This is a genomic window from Ensifer sp. Root142, assembly GCF_001426785.1.
GTDB classification, from domain to species: domain Bacteria; phylum Pseudomonadota; class Alphaproteobacteria; order Rhizobiales; family Rhizobiaceae; genus Ensifer; species Ensifer canadensis.
Genome location: NZ_LMFK01000023.1, coordinates 364,593 through 387,307 on the forward strand (window position 1 = coordinate 364,593; position 22,715 = coordinate 387,307).

At 59.8% G+C, this 22,715-nt stretch carries 14 protein-coding genes and 2 pseudogenes; 8 read left to right on the forward strand and 8 right to left on the reverse strand.

The genetic code is table 11. The features are described from left to right. Window positions 1-11 precede the first annotated feature (11 nt). Window positions 12-923 (forward strand): dioxygenase, encoded by a 912-nt coding sequence (locus ASD52_RS22795; protein WP_082523713.1) that lies wholly within the window; start codon window positions 12-14, stop codon window positions 921-923. 735 nt (window positions 924-1,658) lie between these two features. Here the strand turns inward: ASD52_RS22795 and ASD52_RS22805 are convergent. From ASD52_RS22805 to ASD52_RS22820, 4 genes and pseudogenes are all read right to left on the reverse strand, one after another. Then, window positions 1,659-2,102, reverse strand: coding sequence for a carboxymuconolactone decarboxylase family protein (locus ASD52_RS22805; protein WP_057209658.1), 444 nt, complete (start codon window positions 2,100-2,102; stop codon window positions 1,659-1,661). 35 nt (window positions 2,103-2,137) lie between these two features. Beyond that, window positions 2,138-2,545 (reverse strand): cupin domain-containing protein, encoded by a 408-nt coding sequence (locus tag ASD52_RS22810; protein ID WP_057209659.1) that lies wholly within the window; start codon window positions 2,543-2,545, stop codon window positions 2,138-2,140. A gap of 206 nt (window positions 2,546-2,751) precedes the next feature. Further along, a pseudogene (locus ASD52_RS40255) lies at window positions 2,752-2,946 on the reverse strand (IS110 family transposase); the annotation flags it as partial. 1,137 nt (window positions 2,947-4,083) lie between these two features. Next, window positions 4,084-5,013: a LysR substrate-binding domain-containing protein gene (locus ASD52_RS22820; protein WP_057209715.1), complete on the reverse strand. Its 930-nt coding sequence runs from the start codon at window positions 5,011-5,013 to the stop codon at window positions 4,084-4,086. A 240-nt stretch (window positions 5,014-5,253) separates the two neighbouring features. Here ASD52_RS22820 and ASD52_RS22825 point away from each other — a divergent pair, with 240 nt between their 5' ends. Genes ASD52_RS22825 through ASD52_RS22845 form a run of 5 tightly spaced genes read left to right on the forward strand, consistent with a single transcriptional unit; the run spans window position 5,254 to window position 11,749 of the window. Beyond that, window positions 5,254-7,302 carry a TonB-dependent siderophore receptor gene (locus tag ASD52_RS22825; RefSeq protein ID WP_244497502.1) on the forward strand — a complete coding sequence of 683 codons (2,049 nt, stop codon included), beginning with the start codon at window positions 5,254-5,256 and terminating at the stop codon, window positions 7,300-7,302. A gap of 4 nt (window positions 7,303-7,306) precedes the next feature. Then, window positions 7,307-8,203: an iron-siderophore ABC transporter substrate-binding protein gene (locus tag ASD52_RS22830; protein WP_057209713.1), complete on the forward strand. Its 897-nt coding sequence runs from the start codon at window positions 7,307-7,309 to the stop codon at window positions 8,201-8,203. Beyond that, window positions 8,200-10,164 (forward strand): Fe(3+)-hydroxamate ABC transporter permease FhuB, encoded by a 1,965-nt coding sequence (gene fhuB / locus ASD52_RS22835; RefSeq protein ID WP_057209712.1) that lies wholly within the window; start codon window positions 8,200-8,202, stop codon window positions 10,162-10,164. The genes ASD52_RS22830 and fhuB overlap by 4 nt, the downstream gene beginning before the upstream one ends. After that, window positions 10,161-10,880 (forward strand): siderophore-iron reductase FhuF, encoded by a 720-nt coding sequence (fhuF, locus tag ASD52_RS22840; protein ID WP_082571861.1) that lies wholly within the window; start codon window positions 10,161-10,163, stop codon window positions 10,878-10,880. The genes fhuB and fhuF overlap by 4 nt, the downstream gene beginning before the upstream one ends. 53 nt (window positions 10,881-10,933) lie before the next feature. Further along, window positions 10,934-11,749 carry an ATP-binding cassette domain-containing protein gene (locus ASD52_RS22845; protein ID WP_057209708.1) on the forward strand — a complete coding sequence of 272 codons (816 nt, stop codon included), beginning with the start codon at window positions 10,934-10,936 and terminating at the stop codon, window positions 11,747-11,749. A gap of 242 nt (window positions 11,750-11,991) precedes the next feature. On the opposite strand, the gene ASD52_RS22850 is transcribed toward ASD52_RS22845, so the two are convergent. Together ASD52_RS22850 and ASD52_RS22855 are read right to left on the reverse strand one after the other, a co-directional pair. After that, window positions 11,992-12,201, reverse strand: coding sequence for a hypothetical protein (locus ASD52_RS22850; protein ID WP_057209705.1), 210 nt, complete (start codon window positions 12,199-12,201; stop codon window positions 11,992-11,994). Beyond that, a complete protein-coding gene (locus tag ASD52_RS22855) occupies window positions 12,198-13,298 on the reverse strand; it encodes an LLM class flavin-dependent oxidoreductase (protein ID WP_057209723.1) in 1,101 nt (366 codons plus the stop codon). Before ASD52_RS22855 ends, ASD52_RS22850 begins: the two co-directional genes overlap by 4 nt. 437 nt (window positions 13,299-13,735) lie before the next feature. Here ASD52_RS22855 and ASD52_RS22860 point away from each other — a divergent pair, with 437 nt between their 5' ends. Beyond that, window positions 13,736-15,361 carry an ABC transporter substrate-binding protein gene (locus ASD52_RS22860; protein ID WP_057209721.1) on the forward strand — a complete coding sequence of 542 codons (1,626 nt, stop codon included), beginning with the start codon at window positions 13,736-13,738 and terminating at the stop codon, window positions 15,359-15,361. Between the two features lie 66 nt (window positions 15,362-15,427). Continuing rightward, on the forward strand, window positions 15,428-16,654 hold the full coding sequence (locus tag ASD52_RS22865; RefSeq protein WP_057209702.1) for an acyl-CoA dehydrogenase family protein: 1,227 nt from the start codon (window positions 15,428-15,430) through the stop codon (window positions 16,652-16,654). Window positions 16,655-17,217: 563 nt separating this feature from the next. Here ASD52_RS22865 and ASD52_RS22875 read toward each other — a convergent pair. Both ASD52_RS22875 and ASD52_RS22880 read right to left on the reverse strand, forming a co-directional pair. Then, window positions 17,218-19,551 (reverse strand): glycosyltransferase family 4 protein, encoded by a 2,334-nt coding sequence (locus ASD52_RS22875; RefSeq protein ID WP_057209700.1) that lies wholly within the window; start codon window positions 19,549-19,551, stop codon window positions 17,218-17,220. Beyond that, window positions 19,548-22,670: pseudogene (locus ASD52_RS22880) on the reverse strand (glycosyltransferase). The gene ASD52_RS22875 and the pseudogene ASD52_RS22880 overlap by 4 nt, the downstream one beginning before the upstream one ends. Between the last annotated feature and the right edge of the window lie 45 nt (window positions 22,671-22,715).

The following is a 22,715-nucleotide window of genomic DNA, read 5'->3' on the forward strand; positions in this document are numbered from 1 at the left end:
GAGGAGCAAGAATGAATACGAGGACGACCACCAAGGAAACTGCTTTCCTGACTGAAGAAAACTCGGTTGGGACGGTAAACGCCCGTATGGGTTCCAAAATAAGTCCGCGGATGAAGCTGGTCATGTCAGCGGTGGTGAAGCATCTCCACATGCTGACGAAGGAGATTGAACCGACGCACGAAGAGTGGCAGCAGGCGATCAGTTTTCTAACGGCGGTTGGCCACAAATGCACGGATTGGCGACAGGAATTCATATTGCTTTCCGACGTCCTCGGACTGTCGATGCTAGTCGAGGTCATCAATAGCCGTCGTCCCGCTGGCGCAACGGAAAATACGGTGCTTGGCCCATTTTATGTCCCGGAGGCCCCGCGTTATCAAAACGGGACAAATATCTGTCTCGACGGCAAGGGCGAGCCGCTGGTTGTGAAGGGCAGGGTGACAGATCTGGAGGGCAATCCGATACCTGGGGCCCTGGTGGATGTCTGGCAGACAAACAATGACGGATTCTATGACGTTCAACAAAAAGACATCCAACCTGATTGGAACCTGCGGGGTGTCTTCACCGCCGAGGAGGACGGGACGTACTGGTATCGCTCAACCAAACCCCGTTACTACCCGATTCCAGATGATGGCCCGGTCGGACAACTTCTAGGGCAGCTAAATCGACACCCGAATCGTGCCGCCCACATCCACTTCATCGTCAGCGCGCCGGGCTACGAGCCTGTTATAACGCACATCTTTCCAAATGATTGTCGCTATCTGAATGAGGATACGGTCTTCGGCGTCAGGGAGTCCCTTATCGCTCACTTCAAAGAAGTTGACACGCCTAATGAGGCCGAAAAGCTTGGGTTGAAAAATCTTGGACAGTTTAAGCCGTTCCACTTCGTCAACTGGGACTTCGTGCTTACACCTAGCGCAAAATAGCGCCCCGCAAATCACCGCTTTCCCCATGGTAACGGGTGCCAACGACTTCGATGAAGCCAGTCGCCCCGTCGAAGTGGCGCTTGCCATCCTGAACGCGCACACATCGCTGTCCACGGATCAATTCGGTGGACAGCGCCGACTGTTTCCGACGCAGGATCAATTTTCCGGGATCGAGCGGCGTCACTCATGGGTGGGGTCTCACCACCATCGCCAGGTTACCGCGATTTGCGCGGGACCTCTGCTTATCGGCAGCTCCGCCTAGCGGACGATACGTAAAAATTGAGGTTCTCACGTTGTACGAAGCGGCTCGGGTTTGGGAAGGGCGGAAGCGTAAAATCGTGTCGCCGAAGTTCTCAATGGAGCCAAGGCGGGTCGTCTGCAACGCGTTTCCGACTCCGTGGCGTCTTCGAAATTACCTACACGGCGAATTCGCCGAAAGAACCTGCTGGGCGGTGTGTCTTGGCCAGAGGCGGCCCGGGCTCCAATAGTAGGCGTCCGGGCGATTAATCCGCTCCCAAGAATTGGGCATTGTCGTCCGGATGCGGTGTCTTGCTTTCAACTAGTAACGCAATAGCGTGAAAAAAGAACTTACGAATTTTCGACTGTCAGCTTCGCGGCCCGGTTCGAGAGCTCGTGGGTCCGGCGCTGTCTTCTGCCCGATCCCGTCAAGTCTACATGCCGGCACGGGAACCGCTGCGCCACACAGACGTAGTCAAGATGGCGCAGCGCGGTCAATCAGGCAGGATGAGTAGCCCTGAATCCTACCTGAATCCGGTTCCAAAGATTGATCGCTCCGATCGCAAGGGACAGCCAGGATCGCTCTTCTGCGGTAAAAGCCTCCTCGATCAGCGCCCAATCCTCGTCGGGTGCCCCGGTCTGCGCCACGTTGGTCAGCGCCTCTGTCCAGGCAAGAGCAGCGCGCTCGCGTCGGGTGTAAATCGTTGCCTCACGCCACCCCGTCAACAGATATAGGCGCATCGGCTCTTCGCCGTCCTTGAGAGCTTCTGTAGTGTGCAGATGGATACAGAACACGCAGGAATTGATCTGCGACGCGCGCAATTTAACAAGGTGCAGCAGCTTCGGCTCCAGCGGACCATTCTTGAAAGCACCCTCAAGCGCGAAGAGGTGTTTGATGCCCGGTTCAGCTAGTTTGAAGTAGTCGCTTTGACGAGATTGCATGGTTTGCTTTCCTTTCGTTTTTCAGGTTGGACTGTTCATTGGACGGGCATAACCGCCGGCGCGTCCTTCTTTTTCAGCAGCACCACAACGAACCTCGCCGGACTGGTCGTGCTCGCGTTCCTACTAATCAGGTGAATGTCGGAAGGGCTTTCGTAGTAGGTCTCCCCTGGAGCGACGGTAACCTCTTTGCCACCCTTCACCTGCATCACGATCGAGCCCTCCAGTACGTAGACGAAGGCGTGAGCGTCGTGTCGGTGGATGGGCGATGAGCCACCTGGCTGATATTCGACCGACAGCATCAATCCCTCCTTTCCGGGATAATCCTGCAAGTCCTTGGACATCAACGGCGTGACCCTCGCGCCGTCGTCTGCCGCGATCGCGACTTGTACGGCTCCTAGAGCAACAACGGCAGGAACAAGCATGGTTCGAAGAATAGACTTCATCATGGTCTCCAATGAAAGAACTCAAGGGGCAAAACACCTCCATTTGGCGGCTTTCCTTGGGTTCGGTTGTGTTTTGACCGGCATTTGCGCCGATCGGCTAAATCTCTTCCTTCCGCTGGATGGGTGATTCCTCGGTTGTCGAACCAGTTTCCAGTGCGTGACCTGATGCCTGTGGCTTCGGTCACAGAGTGGCGTTTGGCTCCCGGCACCCGGCCAGAGCGTAGCGTCTTACCCGCCGAATCCTGCACCACCAGATGGCTGTAGGATTTGTGGTAGTCCACCCCGATATGGTAATCATAAGAGGCAGTCATGCTTCCAACTCCCTTGTTGAGATCTCGAAAACCCCAATAAGATAAGCCGAAAGGCTGGAAGCGTGACTGTCCCTCGATCATCATCGGCATCTCTCAGTGATCCGTTCTCTCAGCGGGCGCGGCCTTTTTCATGCCACCTCCTTAGCGGTTCCGGCGACGGCGGAACCAAAGAACTGGAAATGTCGCAAAGTCGCTGAACAGTGCCCTCGTTCCGACGAGCGGTTTCATGGGCTATTTCCTGCAGAGTGACGCAAGGTCGGCCAACCACCCGTCGGGCATCCCGTGGATTGCTTTTCCGCCGGGCAGCAGTGCCAAGTCACGGAGTCGAACACCCAAATAGAGCGCTTCGGGATCGGCGAGCGCGCTGTCGGTGTGGAAATACTTAAGACCGGTGATTTCCAATGCGTCGATGGCGGAGCAAGAAGAGCAGCCCGCGCAACTATCGCCGCGGCATCCCCGGCCGGAATCGGATGCCGAGGGCCCACCGTCTGAGACAGCATCGCTTCTCGCACCAGGCGTCGCAGTGCCGCTGCGATTGTTCTGCTGCGCGACAGTGTTCACTTTTGAACCTGTTCGTCCCGTTCTGCCCATGACCTTCACAGCTGGATCCCTTCAGTGTGTTATCTGAGTTGCAGAAGTCCGTGGTCTCGATTGCAACCGCGCTATCCGCGCTTCGGCGCTGGTGGAAGAATGATGCAACACGGGGTGTCATAGCTATTATTCGAACCGGCGTTTGCTCACGACGTGGCGATAGGTAGCCCTAGACCTTCTGCTAGCTTGCCCTAGCAGCACGGTTGTTCGATCCGTGCAATACCGACGCGAACGCCAGTCGCTGACGCGGTGCACTGGCCGTCCGGGGAGTCCGTGGTAATTCGGAGATTTCGTGCATGGCCGCTTGGGCAAGATTGCACGTCAACACCGGTAAATTGCAGATGCGGCAAAATATTTGCGCTGCACGAAAGCCAACCGCGCAACACGGAAAGCAGCACTTTCATATACTCGTGTTGGCTGGAATAACGCAGGAGGCAACAAGGAAAAGCGCCGTGCCGGCGATGATCAACCAAGGGTCGGAGGGCAAGGTGGTTGCGGGTTGTAGCGGCGTAATAACCTTCTCCTAGGTTCCAGTCTTCGAGGTCGGCTCAATACCTGGATCCCTTGCTGTCATTTTAAGACTGAGCGTAGTCCCCTCGAGCACAGAGCTTTACAAGGAGATTGTAAGAGCATGCGCTAGGCGGGACGGCCGAAGCGTGCTCGATGGTGCGCGACAAAGGCGCGCACGGCCGCCGAGGCTTCGACCTTGCGGTAGGCGACCGCGAGGTCGGACGTGACGCGATTTCGCGCCAGTGAAACATAACGAACGCCGGGAAGCTGCAGGCATTGCAGCGACTGCGGCACGAGCGCGATGCCGAGCCCGACGGCGACCATGCTTATGATAGTGGTAAAATCCCGGCCTGTCGCACTGATCTTTGGGGCAAGGCCGGCGTCCTTGCAGGCATCGAGCGTATTGGAGTGGAAACCGACATCGGCGGGCTGGCGCGGCGTTATGAAGGTCTGTTCCGAGAGGGCCGTGAGCTCGATCGCATGCTGTGCGGCGAGGGGATGGGCCTCCGGCAGCGCCACGACCAGTACCTCGCGAAGCACGGTTGTCGTGGTGAGGCCGGCCGGGATCGGCGCGGGCGGGCGGATGTAGCCGAAGTCGAGGTCGCCTTCCGAAATCATCGCGAGCTGCTGGCGCATCTCGATCTCGACAAGCTGGAGTTCGATCTCGGGGAATTCATGGCGGAAAGAGGTCAGTGATTCCGTCAGCACGCCGGAATAGGCGGCCGAGGCCACATAACCGACCGATATCCTTCCTGTCTGGCCGCGCCCGACCCGCTGCAGTTCGGACAGTGCGAGGTCGGCCTGGGCGACGATCTTTCGGGCTTCGTCGAACAGCAATTGTCCCGACAGCGTCAGCTGCACGGACCGCTTGGCTCGATTGAGTAGCGGGATGCCGACTAGGCTTTCCAGATTCAGAATCTGCCGGCTGAGGCCGGGTTGGGCGATACCGAGCCGGGCGGCAGCCCGCTCGAAATTCTTTTCCTCCACGAGCGCGATGAAATAGCGCAGGTGGCGAAGTTCGAAGGTCGCCGCGCGTGGCGATTTTGGAGCCGACATGAGGTCTCGCATTGCAATAACTGAAAACGATGCTGTGCCCCCATATCATAATTCATAGTTCTGAAAAATCCTGTGCCGACTTATTGGAATGCCGGAAAATTTGACTATAGAAAGATGACAAAATCACTCCAGATTGAGCGCGTAAATGCCGCGCGCAGAGGCTTTCGTCGTCACATGTCACGCATTCACTGGTTGCTGCTTACGTCCGTCGCTTTGACAGGATTCGCCGGACAGACCGCCATGGCGCAGCAGCAAAGTGAGACCAAGCTCGAGGCGATCGTCGTGAAGGGCGACAGGGATGCCGGCGGTCCTGTCGAGGGCTATGTGGCAAAGTCGAGCCGTACCGCTTCGAAGACCGGCACGCCGCTTCTTGAGACGCAGCAGTCGGTGTCCGTCATCACCCACGACGAGATCGAGGCTCAGGGCGCTCAGACGGTGGGGCAGGCGCTGAACTATACGCCCGGCGTGCTTGGACAGCCCTTCGGTACCGATCCGCGCTTCGACGCGCCGATCATCCGCGGTTTCGACGGGCGTCAGGTCCAGTTCCTGAACGGGCTGCGGATGATGCGAACGGCCGGCGCGCCTGCCTTCGAAATCTACGGGCTCGAAAACATCGACGTTCTTCGCGGGCCCGCTTCGGTCATGTATGGCCAGGGCAATCCGGGTGGCATCATCAACATGATCAGCAAAAAGCCGGTCTTCGAGAATTTCGGCGAAGTCGGCGTGCAGGGCGGAAGCTACGAGACCATTGGTGGCTTCTTCGATTTCGGCGGCACTCTGGGCGAGCAGTCGGATTTTGCATACCGGCTGACCGGGCTTGGCAAGAACGCCGCTGCCCAGGTCGACGAACTGGACAACGATCGCTATTTCATTGCCCCGGCGCTCACCTGGCAACCGGACGAGGATTCCAAGCTGACGATCCTTGCGAGTGTCCAGCACGACAATCCCAGCACGCCCTCCGGACTGCCGCCGCAATACACGCTGAACGCCACCGATTTTCGCCTGCCACGTGACTTTTATGTCGGTAACGAGTCCTTCGACCGTTCCAGCCGCACGCTTGCAAACCTCGGATATGAATTCGAGCATCGCTTGAGCGAGAGCTGGATTTTCCGGCAGAGCTTCCGCTATAGCGACTTCAATTGGGACTACCAATCGCTCGGTATGTCGACGCTTGGTCTCGCGGCTGACGGTCGGACACTCCGCCGAAACGCGACCTTTCAGGACGAGGCTCTCAATACCGTCAATATCGACAACAATCTGCAAGGCGAGTTCTCGACCGGCGATGTCGACCATACGCTGCTTTTCGGGCTCGATTATCGCCACTTCGGCAATAATGTGCGGACCCGCTTCTACCAGGCGACACCGCTCGACGTGCGTTCGCCAAGCTATGGCGAACCGATCCGGCTGATCGCGCCGACGCTCGACACGACTGTCGACAGCGAGCTTTCCCAGCTTGGTGTCTACGTGCAGGACGAACTGGCGCTTGGAGGCTGGCGCGCGACGTTGGGCTTCAGACAGGATTGGACCAGCAGCGCGGGAACGTCGCTGAATGGACTGACACGCGTTTCACGTCCGCTCGACCAGGACGATCACGAACTGGCCGGCAGGGCCGGCCTCAGCTATATCTTCGACAACGGCATTGCGCCCTATGTCAGCTATTCGTCGTCCTTCGAGCCGGTGATCGGCGCAGGGCCGGACGGGAGACCATTCGAGCCGACCTCGGGAGAGCAGGTCGAACTCGGTGTGAAATACGAACCAACCGACTGGAACGGCTTTTTCACAGCAGCCGCCTACGACCTCAAGCAGAAGAACGTGCTTCGCACCATCGCCGGCATTTCGTCGCAGATCGGCGAGGTTAACGTCCGCGGCCTGGAACTCGAAGCCGTAGCGAGCATAACGCAAGGGCTCGATTTGCGGGCGTCCTACACCTACACGGATGCTAGGATCGCCTCCGGCGCCGATGACGGCAACCGCGTCGAAAACGTCCCGGAACACATGGCGAGCCTTTGGGCGAACTACACTTTCCAGGAGGGCACGGCGCTCGAAGGGCTCGGGATCGGGGCGGGCGTGCGCTATGTCGGCCAGCGCTATGGTAACAGCGCCAACACCTTTAACCTGGATTCGGTCGTACTGGCCGATTTCGCGCTCTCCTTTAAGAAGAATGGTTACAAGGCGTCGCTCAACGTTCAAAATGTCTTTGATAAGGACTATGTCGCAAGCTGCAGCTCCTTCGGCTGCTACTACGGCGACGGCCGCACGTTCATGGGGAAGCTGACCTATAGCTGGTAGCGAAATGAGAGAGCGGGCATTGGGTCCTTTTATCGGTCGCCGGGAGCTGCTTCTCGGCGCAGCGCTTTTGCTCGCCGCGCCTGATGTCAGGGCCGACATGCCCTTGCGCATTGCTGCGATCGACTGGGCGATGTTGGAGACGCTGTGCGTACTCGGCCTCATCCCGGTTGCGGCGACGGAACTCATACAGTTTCGAAGCAATGCGGTAGAGCCGGAGTTGCCAGCCGATGTCGTCGATCTCGGATTGCGCGGCTCGCCCAATTTCGAACTGCTTCACCTCCTGAGGCCCGATCTCATTCTCATCTCGCCGTTCTACGTGCGCCACGAGGCTGCGCTTAGCCGGATCGCGCCGCTCTTCTCCCTGCCATTTTACGTGCGGGGCGAGCCGCCCTTTGAAAAGGCGCTGGCAGCGGTCGAGGCGCTCGGCGAGCGTCTCGGGCGGTCTGACAAAGCGGGAGCGCTGCTGAAGGAGATTGCCGGCGAAATCGAAAGTTACCGGCAGACGCTGGCTCCCTTGGCGAATAGGTCTACCTACGTCGTCAATATCGGCGACGCGCGACATGTCCGCGTCTTTGGTTTCGACAGCATGTTCGGCGACATGCTCGTCCGGCTCCGCCTGCCGAATGCCTGGACCGATCGTTCACGGTTCACCTTTGCGGCACCTGTCCCGATCGAAAACCTGGCGGCCGATCCCGATGCGCGCATCGTCATCGTTTCCGAGGTGCCCGTCGAGGCGCGCAGCGGCCTTCGAAACAGCATCATCTGGAATTCGCTGGAGCCGGTCCGTCAAGGACGGGTCATCCAGCTCGCCAACGTCAACCCCTATGGTGGCGTGACCGCAGGCCTGCGGTTTGCGCGCCTCTTCGCCGAAGCGATTCTTACGGAGGATCAGCGCGGATGACGATGCGGACATGGTCCTTCCTGTCGGCTAGCGTGCTCGCTGGCCTCATCCTCTTCGCGCTGGCCGCATCGAACCAGGTCCCGTTTGCGCAATGGGGAGACCTGTCTGCCCCTCCCGCAGAGCTCGGCCTCGACAAGATCATCCTGGCCTACAGCCTGTTCCCGAGAGCGGCCGTCGCTTTGGTCGCGGGCGCAGCACTCGGTCTTTCCGGCGCGCTACTCCAGCAATTATTGCGCAACCCGCTCGCCGATCCATCGACTCTGGGCATCTCCGCGGGCGCTCAGCTCGCGATCGTCGCGGCGACGCTCTATGTCCCCGAAATCGTCGATGGCCACCGAACCTTGGTCGCGCTCGCCGGGGCCGCGGGGGCAGCGGCGATCGTCTTCGCGCTCGGTTGGCGTCGGGCTTTCGAGCCGGTGACGATGGTGGTCTCCGGCCTGCTTGTGGGGGTGACAGCCGCAGCATTTTCCGCGGCGATTACGCTCGCGCGGGGCGAGTACCTCATGTCGCTTGTGACCTGGAACGGCGGATCCCTCACTCAGCAGGACTGGTCAGTGTTCCAAAACCTTGGCTCGGAGTTGGTGCTTCTTGGCCTGCTTGCCGGCCTGTTGATCCGCCCGCTGATGGTCCTGGGCCTTGGTGACACGAGCGCACGTAGCCTTGGAGTCAATCTCGGCGGCATCCGTTTTGCCATTGCCGCGATCGCCACGGCGCTTGCCGGCTCCGTAGCAGCGGCCGCCGGCCTGGTAAGCTTCGTCGGCCTTGCCGCCCCGGCATTCGTGCGCGCCTGCGGTGCTCGCCGGCCGGCGATGATCGTAGCGCTGTCGCCGGTTGCGGGGGCGCTTTTCCTGTGGCTCTGCGACGGCATCGTGCAAACCGTTGCTCGCGCGTCGAGCGAGAACTTTCCGACGGGTGCGGTCACCGCACTCGTTGGCGGTCCCTTGCTGCTCTGGCTTCTGCCCAGGGTGCGAAGCATGGAAGTGCCGCACGAGGCGCGTGAAAACGTCCATCGCAGTCACCTGAAAACAGCATTCGCCGCCTTTCTGTTTCTCGTGCCGGTCCTTGTCGCGATCGCATTCTTCATCGGGCCGTCCGGACATGGCTGGAAGATCCTGAACTGGTCGGAAACGCTCGACCTGGCACCGCTTAGATGGCCTCGGCTCTTGGCGTCTGCCGCGGCGGGCGGCCTCCTCGCGGTGACCGGCGCGGTACTCCAACGCATGACCGGCAATGCGATGGCCAGCCCCGAAGTCGTCGGCGTAAGCGGCGGTGCCGGTCTTGGCTTTGCCGCAGCGCTGACCTTCGCGCCTGATGGCGGCACGGTCGCGGTCTTCACTGGCTCCGGGCTCGGCGCGCTCATAGCCATGCTGGCGGTTCTGGTGTTCGCCAGCCGCCGGCATCTGCCGCCGGAAAAGCTGCTACTTGCGGGCGTGGCCGTTGGTTCCTTCAGCTCTGCCGTTTTGTCGGCGCTGCTTGCGATCGGCGATCAGCGGTCGTGGCAAATTCTCTCCTGGCTTGGTGGTTCTGCATCCACGGCAACGCCGGCGACCGCAATATTCCTTTGCGCTCTCTCACTGCTCGTCCTTGTTGCCGCGCTGATATTGAGCCGCTGGCTCACGATCCTGCCCTTCGGTCCTTCGATCGCCCTGTCGCTTGGTCTTTCGGTGCGGTTGAGCCGCGTGGTTCTCCTGCTTCTCTCGGGTGCTGCGACGGGCGCCGCGTCCCTGCTCGTCGGCCCTCTGAGCTTTGTCGGGCTCGTCGCACCGCACATTGCTCTGCGCGCCGGTCTCGTCACAGCGCCGCAGCACCTGGCAGGCTCGTTCCTGCTCGGCTCGATCCTGATGGCCCTTGCCGATTTCGGCGCCCGCACAGCGACCTTTCCCTACGAGCTGCCGCTCGGCCTCTTCGCTGCACTCGTCGGCGCGCCCTACCTCATTTGGCTCCTGGGGCGGCAGAAATGATGGTGAACCAGCTTCCGACGCTTCCCACGCCGTTCGCGGATGCAGCCCTGAGCCACGCAGTGCCAACGGAAAATGGTAATCTCGTCAGTCTGGACAGCATTCTCAAGCCAGGGCCGATTGCGAACGCACTGGATGGCCTGTTGCAGCGGTGGGGACCGGGTGATCGCCGGGCCGCGGCGTCGCTGTGGACGCAAGGTTATTTCGGCCGGCTGCTCCGACCGGTTATTGCCTATGGTCTCGTTCACGACATCTGGTTTTCGTTGGAGTTGTCGGATATTTACGTCGGCCTGTCTGATTTGGAGACGCCTGTCCGGTTCGTGCTGAAACGCGCTGCGCCGGCTCCGGTGAGCGAGCACCTGGGGCGGATTGTCGAAGACAATGTAAAGCCCTTGATCGTGCGGATGGCGAGGGTGACAGCCACGTCCGAACGGGTGCATTGGAGCAACGCGTCCTACACGTTATGCCGCGCTTGCGGCCATGTCCGGGATCTCTGGCAGCAGGAGACGATGCCGGCTGATGTCGCGGTGCGCTTGCGTGAGATGGAGATGCATATGTCCGCCGTCCATCCGCTGTTCCGTCTGACGCACATGGTTCCAGATGCCGCGCGCGGTATCTGCCTCCAACGAAAGGTTTGCTGCATACGCTACAAGCTCGATGGCTTGAAGAAATGCGGCACAGCCTGCCCAATCAATGCCCCGACCTTTTGCCGTCGATAATATCTATCAATGAGACGAACAGCAGGTCCAGGGATCCGCACTGGAACGAAAAGATGCCGAACCACCTCACTGAAACTCCACCCATCGCCCGCGACCAGGCCGTCGTGACGCTTCATGATGTAAGCTTTGCGATTGGTGATCGCAACTTGCTGCATCCGCTGACGTTGCAGATCCCCGCAGGACACTCCATCGCGCTGATAGGCCACAATGGTTCCGGGAAGTCGACGCTGCTCAAGCTCATCGGGCGGCAGCTTGTGCCGACCTCGGGCCGTATCGATTTCGAGGGCAAGCCGCTTGCAGGCTGGGGCACACGGGCCTTCGCCCGGCGGCTCGGCTATTTGCCGCAGAGTACGCCGCCAGCACCTGGTATGCTTGCCCGCGAGCTGGTCGCACTCGGTCGCTATCCTTGGCACGGCGCGCTCGGCCGCTTCGGTTCGGCCGATAGGGCAAAGGCGGAAGAAGCAATCGAGGTCACCGGCATCGGCCCGTTTGTTAACCGCGAGGTCGACAGTCTGTCGGGGGGCGAGCGCCAGCGCGTGTGGCTTGCCATGCTCGTCGCGCAGGATGCCATCTGCCTGCTGCTCGACGAGCCGATCTCCGCCCTCGACATCGGTCATCAGCTCGAGGTGCTCGCGTTGACTCGCGATCTCTGTCGGGACAAGGGCATCACCATCATTTCGGTACTGCACGAGATCAATATGGCAGCCCGTTTCTGCGATCGCATCGTGGCACTCCATTCGGGCCGTCTCATTGCCGAGGGGACGCCTTCCGATGTGATGACTTCGGAAGAATTGGCGCGGATATACGACGTGCAGATGGATGTACTGGAACAGCCCGGCAGTGGGCGGCGCGTCGCGCTGGCACGGTAACCCCCAACGTTCGCTCGTGGCGTGAACACTCCCGGCCCTGCAGGGTCGGGCTTCGCGTCCACCGATGGCCATGGTGTTGGGCAGGAGGAAGGCGTTTGTCACTAGGCGGCTCGGCCTCACGCGCGCCTTCCTCGCCTGCAAAGGCGTGGACGACGCCAAAGCCGGCCAGCATCGGATGATCGCGCGACAGGGTCGTCAGCCAGTCGTTGGCTTCCCGTAACGCGGAAAGCGGCACGGTGCGTTCAAGGCTGAACAGGCTCTCGATCGTCGCGATGACGACCGCCAGCGATATGCCGACGGCCAAATTCGTCAACCAGCGCATGCGGAGTGGTGATCTTGCGATAGATCTCCGGTGAGAAGCCGCCGGTGGGCTTGGCGCATCTTCCGCCTGGTTCCCAAGCCGGCGGCCAGATATGGACATGGATGTCGACGATATCGAGCGGTACGGTCATTCGGCGGCTACCTTTCTGGCTTCGCGCTCGGCAATGCCGGCTTTGACGAGCGGCACTACGTCCCGTCCGTAGGTCACGGTGTCCTCGGTCGGGTAGAAGCCGCGCACGAGGAAGTTGGAAACGCCGGCATCGTAATAGTCGAGGATGGCGTCTGCCACCTGTTCCGGCGTCCCGACCAGAGCGGTCGAGTTGCCACCCGCCCCGCTTGCCTCGGCGACCTCGGTCCACAGCCGCTTGTCCAACACCTTGCCGCGTTTGGCAGCCTCGCGCAGGCGCACGGAGCCGACGTTCGAGGGTAGCTTCTCGCCGTTGCCGCCGGCCGAACGCGCTTTCTGTGACTTCACCTTCTCAAGGATATCGCCGGCCTTTGCCCATGCGGCATGTTCCGTCTCGGCCACGACGGTGCGGAAGGCGAGGGTGAAGCGGACGTCACTGGCCGACCGGCCATTGGCAATAGCGGCTGCACGCACCTTGGCGATTGTCTCTTTCGCTCCGTCCAGCGGTTCGCCCCAGAGCGCATAGATATCGGCGTGTTTGCCGGCGACCGCGATCGCGGCATCCGACGAGCCGCCAAAGGAGATCGGGATCCGCGGCTTCTGATAGGGCTTGACCTGGCTGAAGGCGCCCTTGAACTTGTAGAAGCGTCCTTCGTGGTCGAAGGGCTCGTCGCTCTCCCAGGTCTTCTTCAGCACCGACAGATATTCGTCGGTGCGGGCATATCGGGTGTCATGATCCTCGAAATCGCCATCGCGAGCCTGGTCGCTGTCGGAACCGCCGGTGATGATGTGCACCCATAGGCGACCCTCGGAGAACTGGTCGAGCGTTGCGAGCTGCCGGGCGCCGAGCGTCGGAGCCATCAGGCCAGGCCGATGGGCAAGTAGCGCCCCGAGCCGCTGTGTCTGGCCGAAGACGAAGGCGGCGATCTGGTTGTTGTCTGGCCACTGTGCGAACTGGCCGATCAACAGCCGGTCTATGCCGGCGGCTTCCGCTGCCTGCACGTGACTGCCAATATACGCCTTGTCGATGATCGGGCCGGTCGCCGGAACGATATCGGATCCCTCCCTGTTGGACGTGTGGCCGATGAATTCTGATGACATCGAAAACTCCTTGAAACTCACAGTCAGCGTTGCTCCTTAGTCTATTTAATAGATCGATAATGTCGATTGCGTTTTGGGTGCCGATCTTGGGATGAGTTTTCAACGGCTTGCCAATGTCGGGATTTTTCGTTCAACCTCCTGCCCTGGGACGGTGGCCGATGCGTCTGGTACCAGGACGCAGATGGACATGCCCGCCGATGATCGTCGCCGCCATTCATCAGAGGATGTCCAAACCTCGTAAATTCGAGAGAGCATGGCTCCGACGTGAGATATTCCGTCGCGGTGTCCCCGGCCGTGCAGCATTTTCCAAAAGCCAGCGTGACTTTAGAAATCTATTATCACCATAAATTTGATAGATTATATATCGTGAAACGGATCACCCAATGATGGGTGCACGAAAACAAACCAGCGCTCTGCGTCTGCTTGGGGATATCCTGATGACATCAACACCTATCAGCCCACCGAAACCGACACGCCGCGCCTTTCTGCTCTCGTCCGTTGCGTTGGCGGCCGTCGTCGCCGTCGGGGCTATTCCGGAGATCTCGTTTGCCGCGGAAGAGCCGACACGCGGCGGTAGCGTTTCGATCAATATAGGCACCGAACCGCCGGTCCTTGTTCTGATCGCCCACAGTGCGGGCGCTGCCTACTATATCAGCGGCAAGGCGACCGAAAGCCTGCTGACTTATGACCGTGATTTCAACCCACAGCCATTGCTGGCGACCGAGTGGACGGTCAGCGAGGACGGCCTGCGCTACTGGTTCAAGCTGCGCCAGGGTGTTCGCTGGCATGACGGCAAGGATTTCACCGCCGAGGATGTCGCATTCTCTATTTTGGCGCTCAAAGAGCACCATCCACGCGGGCGAGCGACGTTCGCACATATTCAGAAGGCAAACGTCCTCAATGCCCATGAAGTGGAACTGATCCTTTCCAAGCCTGCTCCCTATCTGCTCACCGCCTTTGCGAGCTTCGAGGCGCCGATCGTGCCGAAGCACCTCTACGAAGGCACGAAGATCGCGGAGAACCCGCACAATGTCGCGCCGGTTGGCACCGGACCCTACAAGTTCGTCGAATGGGTGCGCGGCAGCCACGCGCTTTTTTCGCGCAACGAGGACTATTGGGGATCTCCGAAGCCCTATCTCGACCAGATCATCTTTCGCTTCATCATCGATCCGGCGGCAGCGGTTGCCGCGATCGAGACCGGTGAAGTGCAAGTCTCCACCGCCAACTTGCCGCTGACCGATATCGAGCGCCTGAAGGCGAACCCCAATCTCGTCGTCGATACCGATCCGGCGCCCTATTCGCCGAGCATCGCCCGAGCCGAGTTCAACCTCGAGAACAAGTATCTGGCCGATATCAAGGTGCGTCACGCGATCGCCCATGCAGTCGACAAGGACTTCATCGTCAACACCGTCTATCTCGGCTATGCGACGCGACTGGACGGTCCCGTCAGCGCCGACCTTGCGAAATTCTACACGCCGGACCTTCCGAAGTACGAGTTCGATCCTGCCAAGGCGGAGAAGCTCTTGGACGAGGCCGGCTACGCGCGAGGCGCCGACGGTTTCCGCTTCAAGCTGTTCATCGATCCCACTCAGCCCTCCGGCCCACCCAAGCAGACGGCGGAGTATATTGCCCAGGCACTTGCCAAGGTCGGCATCAAGGTTGAACTGCGCACCCAGGACTTTGCGACCTTCGTGAAGCGGGTCTTCACCGATCGCGATTTCGATATCGCCATCGAAGGCATGAGCAATCTTTACGATCCGACCGTCGGCGTGCAGCGCTTATACTGGTCGAAGAACTTCAAACCGGGCGTGCCGTTCACCAACGGGTCTAAATATTCCAACCCGGAAGTCGACCGGCTCCTCGAGACCGCCGCCGTCGAAATCGATACCCGGAAACGGTTGGAGCTCTTCAACGCGTTCCAGAAACTGGTCGTGGAAGATCTGCCCACGCTCGACATCGTCACCCCGGCGGTGATCACCGTCTACGACAAGCGGGTGAAAAACCTCAAGCTGGGTGTCGAGCATCTCTGGGCCAACGGTTCCGACATCTATCTCGACGAGTGATCGATGGCACGGTGCAGTCTGCGGGAGATCCGGCTGCACCGGTTTCTTCAGTCTCGGAGTTGACGAGTGACGACACTAACCAATGTGCAGACTGCTTCACGCCCGACACGTGCGGAACTTCTTGCGCGCGTTCCTGGGTTCGCGGCGGAAGTCGCCACGGGCGCGGCCGAGCGCGACCTGTCGCGTGAACTTCCTTTCAAAGCCTTCGAGCGCTTTCGCCAGCTGGAACTTGGAACCCTGCGGATTCCGGTGGCGCTCGGGGGTCCAGGCGGTTCGGTTGCCGACTATATCGAGATGATCGCGGCGATCGGCGCTGCCGATTCCAATGTTGCGCATGCGCTCCGGTCGCACTTCAACTATGTCGAAAACGTCATTCTGAGTGAACCGCGGGAGAGGGATGCGGGTGCGATCGAGCTGATCCTCTCGGGAAAGCTCTTCGGCGGCGCCCACACCGAACAGGGTACCGCTCGGCCCGGCCAGGTGACGACGACGATCGTCAGGCAGGGCGATACCTATAGGCTCAATGGCCGCAAGTGGTATGCAACGGGAACGGCATTCTCCGATTTTGCCTCGTTCAGTGCGCTGGACGAGCACGGGCAGGCGGTCGGCGTTCTCTTGCCCGTCGATAGACACGGCATCACCATTCTCGACGATTGGGACGGAATGGGTCAGCGGCTGACCGCCAGCGGTGGCGTGATCCTCGAAAATGTCGAGGTGTTCCCGCACGAGTTTACCCGGCGCTCGCTCGACAATCTTGTCGGCCGCCATTGCTCGACATTGCGCCAGTTGCATCTCGCGGCAAGCGCTGCCGGTGCCGTCCGCAATGTTCTTTCCGACGGGCTTAGCTACGTCAGCCGCCAGGCGCGTTCCGCCGCCCACAGCATGGCGGAAACCGCGACCCAGGACCCCTTCGTCCAGCAGGTCATCGGCGAAATCGCCGCCAATTCGTTTGCCATCGACACTGCGGTGGCTGCGGCCGCCAGCGCCCTGGATCGGACGGTTGCGGTTTTAAACCGGGGCAACGAAGCGGAGATCGAAGATGCCCTCATCGCAAGTGCGCTTTCAACCGCCCGCGCTCAGCTTGTCCTTGGCCAGCTTGGTCTGCGAAGCGCCGAGCGCTTGTTCGATCTGGGTGGCGGGTCAGCGACGTCCCGTAACAACAACTTCGACCGGCATTGGCGCAATATTCGCACGGTGCTCAATCACAATCCGCTGCTGCACAAGGCGCGCGTCGTCGGCGACTATCTCCTCAATGGTACGACCATCCATCTGAAGGAAGGGAAGGTCTTCTGAGGGGATTACTCCAATTGACCGCCACACCGGACATCAGCTGGAGGGGCAGTGCATCGCGCGCGGCAGTCGACGCCGGTTAGGCCCCGAAGGCTAGGCAGAAGAGCCCATAATGTGGGGGTATGCAAAAAATCCGAGCGAGGGAATTGCCGTCATCGATACGCAGCTTCAGTAGCAGGTGCGGATGATCGAAAGATTGCCGTTTGGATGCGGATACCGGACAGCGCGTCAATGTCGTGGCCATCTCCGGAGGAAAAGTAGGTCTAAATTCTGCGGCCGAATGGAGCGCGGCGTTTGACGATCGTTCCAAAGCGTTCAACCAGAGTGGCGCATTGTCGCCAAGGCGGCCTATTTGGGCAAACAAGACTTTGCTTTTGGCTGCTGTGGCGGAGTTCGAGCAGACCGTAGCGGCGATCCGAATCGAAGACCGCAGGCAGCATAGCGCGGACCTTTTTGGACCGAAGACTGCCCGAGAGCTTTGGAGTACTTCTTTATATTGAATTCTCAACTGAACCGACACGCCTCTTCCGGCAGTTCGGGACTACTGGAAGAGGTCCAGGGTGGCGTCAAATTGCCAATGGTCCCTTCGTTTGGCTAATGTCTTCCAGGCAGGCCCGTTTCATTGAATCCCCAGGTATGTGTTCGATAAAGGCCTCGGTCACCTTTATTTCATGCCCAATCTGGCGTGCCAGGGGAGAGTAAAGCGTGCGTCCCAAATCCGTCGGTTCCATCGACAGCAATCCGTTCTCGCATGGCCGATCGTCGTCCCATCCCAGATGGTCCAGGATTGGGTAAAGACACACGCCCTCCACAGGTACTCCCGCCTTCATTGCGGCTCGTGTCTCTTCCGCCACATATTCGAGCCAATCCGGACGACGCTCACCCTCAATGCCGGTTTCAGCAATCAGCATCGGTCTTCCGTAACGGGCATAAGTTTCGACAAGGATTTTCCCGAGCGGCTTGTGGAGCGGGTGGTCGACGTCAATGTGAGAGCCGCCGTGGACCCATTGATTGTTGTGATAGTAGTTGACGCCGATGATATCGAGGTATCGTTCTGCGCCGCCGAGCTGCGGCCACAGGCGGCCGGCGATCATGTCCCACCCCTGGAATTGAGAGAGCCGATGCCCCTCGGCAGCGCCGCGGTCCTGCGGTCGATCAGGTGCTGCGACAATATTGATGACGGGGTCGCAATGGACGAATCGCGCGCGAGGGTCAACGCCCAAAATGGCTTTCATAGAAGCAAGTGATGACCGTGCGAGTTGCGCCTTCAACTCAAAACCCCTGCGCGTTGCCCACGGGTTGAGGTAGCCAACCTCGCCGCCAGCCCAGGACAAGAATGAGATTTCGTTAACCGGCGCATAAAATGGGGGAGCTTCGATTTCCTCTCGCATTACTTTGGCGACGGCGCCGGCAAAGAGGGCAAAACGTTCGACGAAAGCGGGCGACCAGATGTCGATATGATCCGGCCAACCGTAGTGGAGTAGATCCCATACGACCTGGGTGCCAGTGCGCCGGTTGGCCCGAATCATCGGCAACGCACTGTCCCACTCGTATCGTCCCGGCGATGGCTCGATGAGATGCCACCGCAATCCATCACGGACAGTGCGCATTCCGAGCGCATGCAGTTGGCGATAGTCGTTCTCCACGTAAAGGTCGTGTTTCGTTGATGCAATTACGTCGAGCCTTCTGTCGGGCTGCCCCTTGCTCTTGGCTCGGATTCGATGCGTCGAGCATTCGAAACCGGCTTGGAAAAAAGACGAAAACAAACCGGTTGGACCGCGTGCAATTCTCTCGGCGAGTACGTCGGCGAGCAATTTTTCCCACTGGGGAATGACCGCCTCCACGCTATAAAACTCTTCGACATGGGCGCGAAGCCGTCGGCCGAGCCGGGTGCGCAGGGTGGGCGAGTTCGCGAGAAGCATGATCTTTTCGGCGACCGCCTGCGGATCATCGTGCGGCACGAAGTACCCCGTGACGCCATGTTCGATTTGCTGGATCGAGCCATTATCCGCTGTTGCGACCACCGGGAGGCATGCGGCGCCTGCTTCTGCGAGGACATGAGGCATGCCTTCGCCACTAGAAAGCCAGACCAACATGTCGATCGAGACCAAGATGTCCGACACATCGGCTCGATCGCCGAGGAATGTCAAAGCGGAATCCAGCGCAAGTCCGTGGGTTAGGGCGCGCAATAGCTGCGCATATTGCGGAAAGAATGCATCCGGGCCGCCAACGATCAGGAAGCGAACATGAGGGCAATGGTCACGAACGATCGAGGCTGCACGTATGAACGTCTCGACGTTTTTCTTCGGATCGAGGCGTCCCACCCACCCGACGAGGATCTCGTCATCCGAAAATCCAAGCTGACGACGCATTGCGGATCGCCTCACCGGATTGAACTCCTTCAAGTCGACCATGGATGGGATTTCAATGGCGTGATGTTCTCGTCCAGGCATTCTGGAGGCTGCTGCCTCGCGGATGGTACGACATACCCCTACATACCGGCTGGTGAAATGCTTCGGACCACCCAATGCTTCTGAAACCAGTCCGCCATGCTCGATCAAGGGCGGACGCAAGTGAAGGCGTTCAAGAGCTGGGTAGAGGTCGGCAACGTTTTGACAGGAGACGACGATATCGTAGGACGGGATCTTGTCGGCGAGGTAGACGACGGTATCCTCCAACGAAAGCCCGTAGGGCGTCGTGTCCACTTCGACGCCCATGGCACGAAGCTGCTCGTGCGTTTGCTCGGGCATGTCGTCCTTTCGCAGACATGCAACAACTTCGATCTTGTAGAGGGAATGGTCGAGGTTGGCGGCAAGCAGGCGGACCTCCGTCTCTTCCCCGCCAACGACAAGCCATCCAAAGACGAAAAGCACGGTTTTCGGGCGCTCGGGCTCCTTCATTTCTGCACCTCGAATACAATCTGCAGGAACTCGAACTGCCGCGCCAAAACGCTTGAAAGAAATGCTGGAGCATCGTTGAATGGCACCACGTGAGTAATCAGATGTTCCTTGATCAGGGCGCCTTCATTGCGCAATAGCTTGATCGTCTCTTCGGCGAGACGACGCCGATCCCAGTGAGGAGAAAGCCCGCGAGGAACACGATTGATTTGCGCGCAAAGGATGTTCAGTCCGTTATGGTGGAATTCCTCGCCCAACCGCAGCGCGTCTGCGCCCGACTGGTAAAATGCGAGATCAATCACGCTTGCCTGCGGCCTTAGAGCTTTCAAGGCGACGTTGAGGCTTTCCGAATGCGCCCGTGTCTGGAAGACCAAATCGGCGCCCCGGTCACCACCGCCGTTGTGCCATCGTGCTTTTGCATACTGCCAAGCGTGATCCTCACTCATCCCAAGAATGCCTAAGGCCTCCGCTTTGCCGCGACGAAACTTCGACGGGTCGGCGATGACGATCTCCGTTGCACCAAGCGACTTGGCAAAGAGCGCAGTCAACAGGCCGACGGTCCCGGCTCCGACAACGAGAATCCGTCGCCCGGCCAGGCCGCTTCCGAGCGAAGGAACAAAGGTCCCGAAAGAAGCCGCATCGGCATGCAAGATGCCATTGGCGGCGATGGGACCCATTTGTGCGACGAATATCCCAAGAATGGGTTCAATCGCGGGGGGAAGAGGAACGAGAAGATCGTGATACGGGTTGGCTGTGTGGCCGGTCTTATGCGCGTAGGTCGTCGCCACGACATCGCCTTTTGCATAGCCCACAGACTTGCTGTCGGCGACGCGTGCCACTTCCATGTAGCCAAGAAATGGAACCGGATACTGAAGTCCAGGCTCGTTGGAAATGAATGAACACCGATCATTGTCGAAGCGGGAGAAGAAGTACGGGTTGGTGTTTTTGAGAAACGTCAGCTCGGTACCGGCAGAAAAGCCGGTGAACAGCGTCTCAAGTTGCACCTCCTCGTCGCCGGGGGGCCCCTCCTCATAGTCCAGGAAGTACAATTCGCCAGGGCCCGAGACACCAAGCGACCGAATAGTACGGCTCGTCATCGTTGGAACCTCCTAGAACGTGTTGAGATCGATTGGCAGGCCACTCTCCGCTGACCTGGCGATCGCCAGGGCAATGCGGTGGGTCGAGAGCGCCTCTTCATATGCACAGCGGATCTCATTGTCGCCGCCGCGTATCGCATCGACGAACGCACGATCCTCCAACCACACAGGATCTCTTTCCGCGCGGCGCACAGGGCGGCCTTCTCCGACATCCACCATGATGTCGCGATCCGTCAATTGAATCGCCAATCCGTCGGCAAACAGGTTCAGTCCTATGTGATGTCCCCACCGTAAAGCGCATGTGGAAGCGATGTTGCCGATGGCACCGGATGCGAATGCGAGGCTGGCTGTGCTTGAAGTCGCGACGTCGAGTTCGGGAAAATCGTCACGCCTCCTGTGTGCCGCCTGTGCGAACACGCGCGTGACATCGCCAACCAGGTAGCGGGCGAGATCGATGATGTGGGTGGCTTGTTCCACCATCTGGCCGCCTGAGGTCTCCTTCTTCCACCACCATTGCGGAGGGGGCGTCTGATCCAGCCAATAGCCGGAAAGGAGTTGGGCTGGGTTTTCGCTCAAACGCCAGCGCGCTTCCTGAACGATATCCAGATACCGCCAATGGTAACCGACCGCTGTGATCAAACCAGCGTCGGCGATAGCGGCAGCCAGTTCCGTGGCAAGCTCAAGGTCCAGTGTGATCGGTTTCTCGACAAAGAACGGAATCCTGCGGGCAATCAGTTCACGCTCGACCTTACCATGGGCGAACGGCGGGATGCAGATATAGGCGGCATCGATCTCCTGGTTCGCCAGCATCTCTGGACACCCCGGGAAGGCTTTGGCGCCAAACTGAAAAGCGGCTTGCCTTGCCCGATCGAACTCCGGGTCGCAGAATGCGACGAGGTGCACGTCGTCGAATCCCGCCAGAACTTCAAGGTGGCGTCTTGCGATTCCGCCCACCCCGACAAATCCGATACGCGTACGTTCCATGGGTCTGTACCCTCTCTGCATGCCCATTTCTGTTTTGGAAGTGGCTCGATAGATTTCTTCCGTTTGCGCGACCATCCTGGCTGCTGTGAAAAGTCGTTCGAACCTCGCTCGTTCTGCCCGTCCTGTGCGGGCTGCCGCGATCGGGTCACTCATGACCGAGCAAATTGCCTCAGCCAAAGCATGGGGCCGCCCCGGCTCCACGAGGTAGGGATGATCGTGCCCGAGAGCCTCGATGGTTCCCCCGATTGCCGTGGCGACGACAGGAACCCCCGCCGACATCGCCTCAAGAACGACCAGCGGAAGCCCCTCGAACCGAGAGGCCAGAACGAAGAGATCCGCCGAGGCCAGCAGGGACGCGATATCATCCCGCTGTCCGGCAAATCGCACCGCCTCTTTGATGGCGAGCTCGGCCACCAGATCTCTGACGGCAGCCATTTCGGGGCCGCTGCCAACCAGCAGTAAAACCGCATCTGGATATCTTGCCAGCACAGCCGGCATTGCTCGCACGAGCGTCGCGTGATCCTTTTGCGGTGAAAAACGGGCAATCGAGACGAGTGTTCTTGCCGAGGGCGAGCCCCACTGCGCGCGCGCGTCCTTGCCATCGTCCAGAGACAAGATGCCATTGCGAATGACGCAGATCTTGTCGGGGTCAATGTCGGCCTCCAAGAAGGTGGCCCGTGAGGCATCAGAGACGACGATCAGTCTCGCCACAGCACTGAGGCCCTCCCGAAACTCCGATTTCTGCCTCTCATCGGTAAGGAGAAATGGCAGGTGCTCCGTTCGTATGACGGGAATGCCGGCTGCCTTGCCCGCATGGGCCAGTGCATGTCCTTCCCATCCGATCCCGGCGTGAATATGCAGCAGCTCCGTGCCGCTTGATCGCAGCCAATGGCCGAAACTATGGATGTCGCCGAGGGCTTTTACCGCGAGTCCCAAGGCGATTGCCTTCTCCACGAATGCGCCATCGCCGAGTGGCGCGGCCACCGTAATGTCGTATCGGTCGCGCAGCCGTTCGCCGAGCACCAGCATGTGGGCTCCCATACCGGAGGGATCGCAACTTTCCGTTGCGAGTACCAGTCTCCGCCT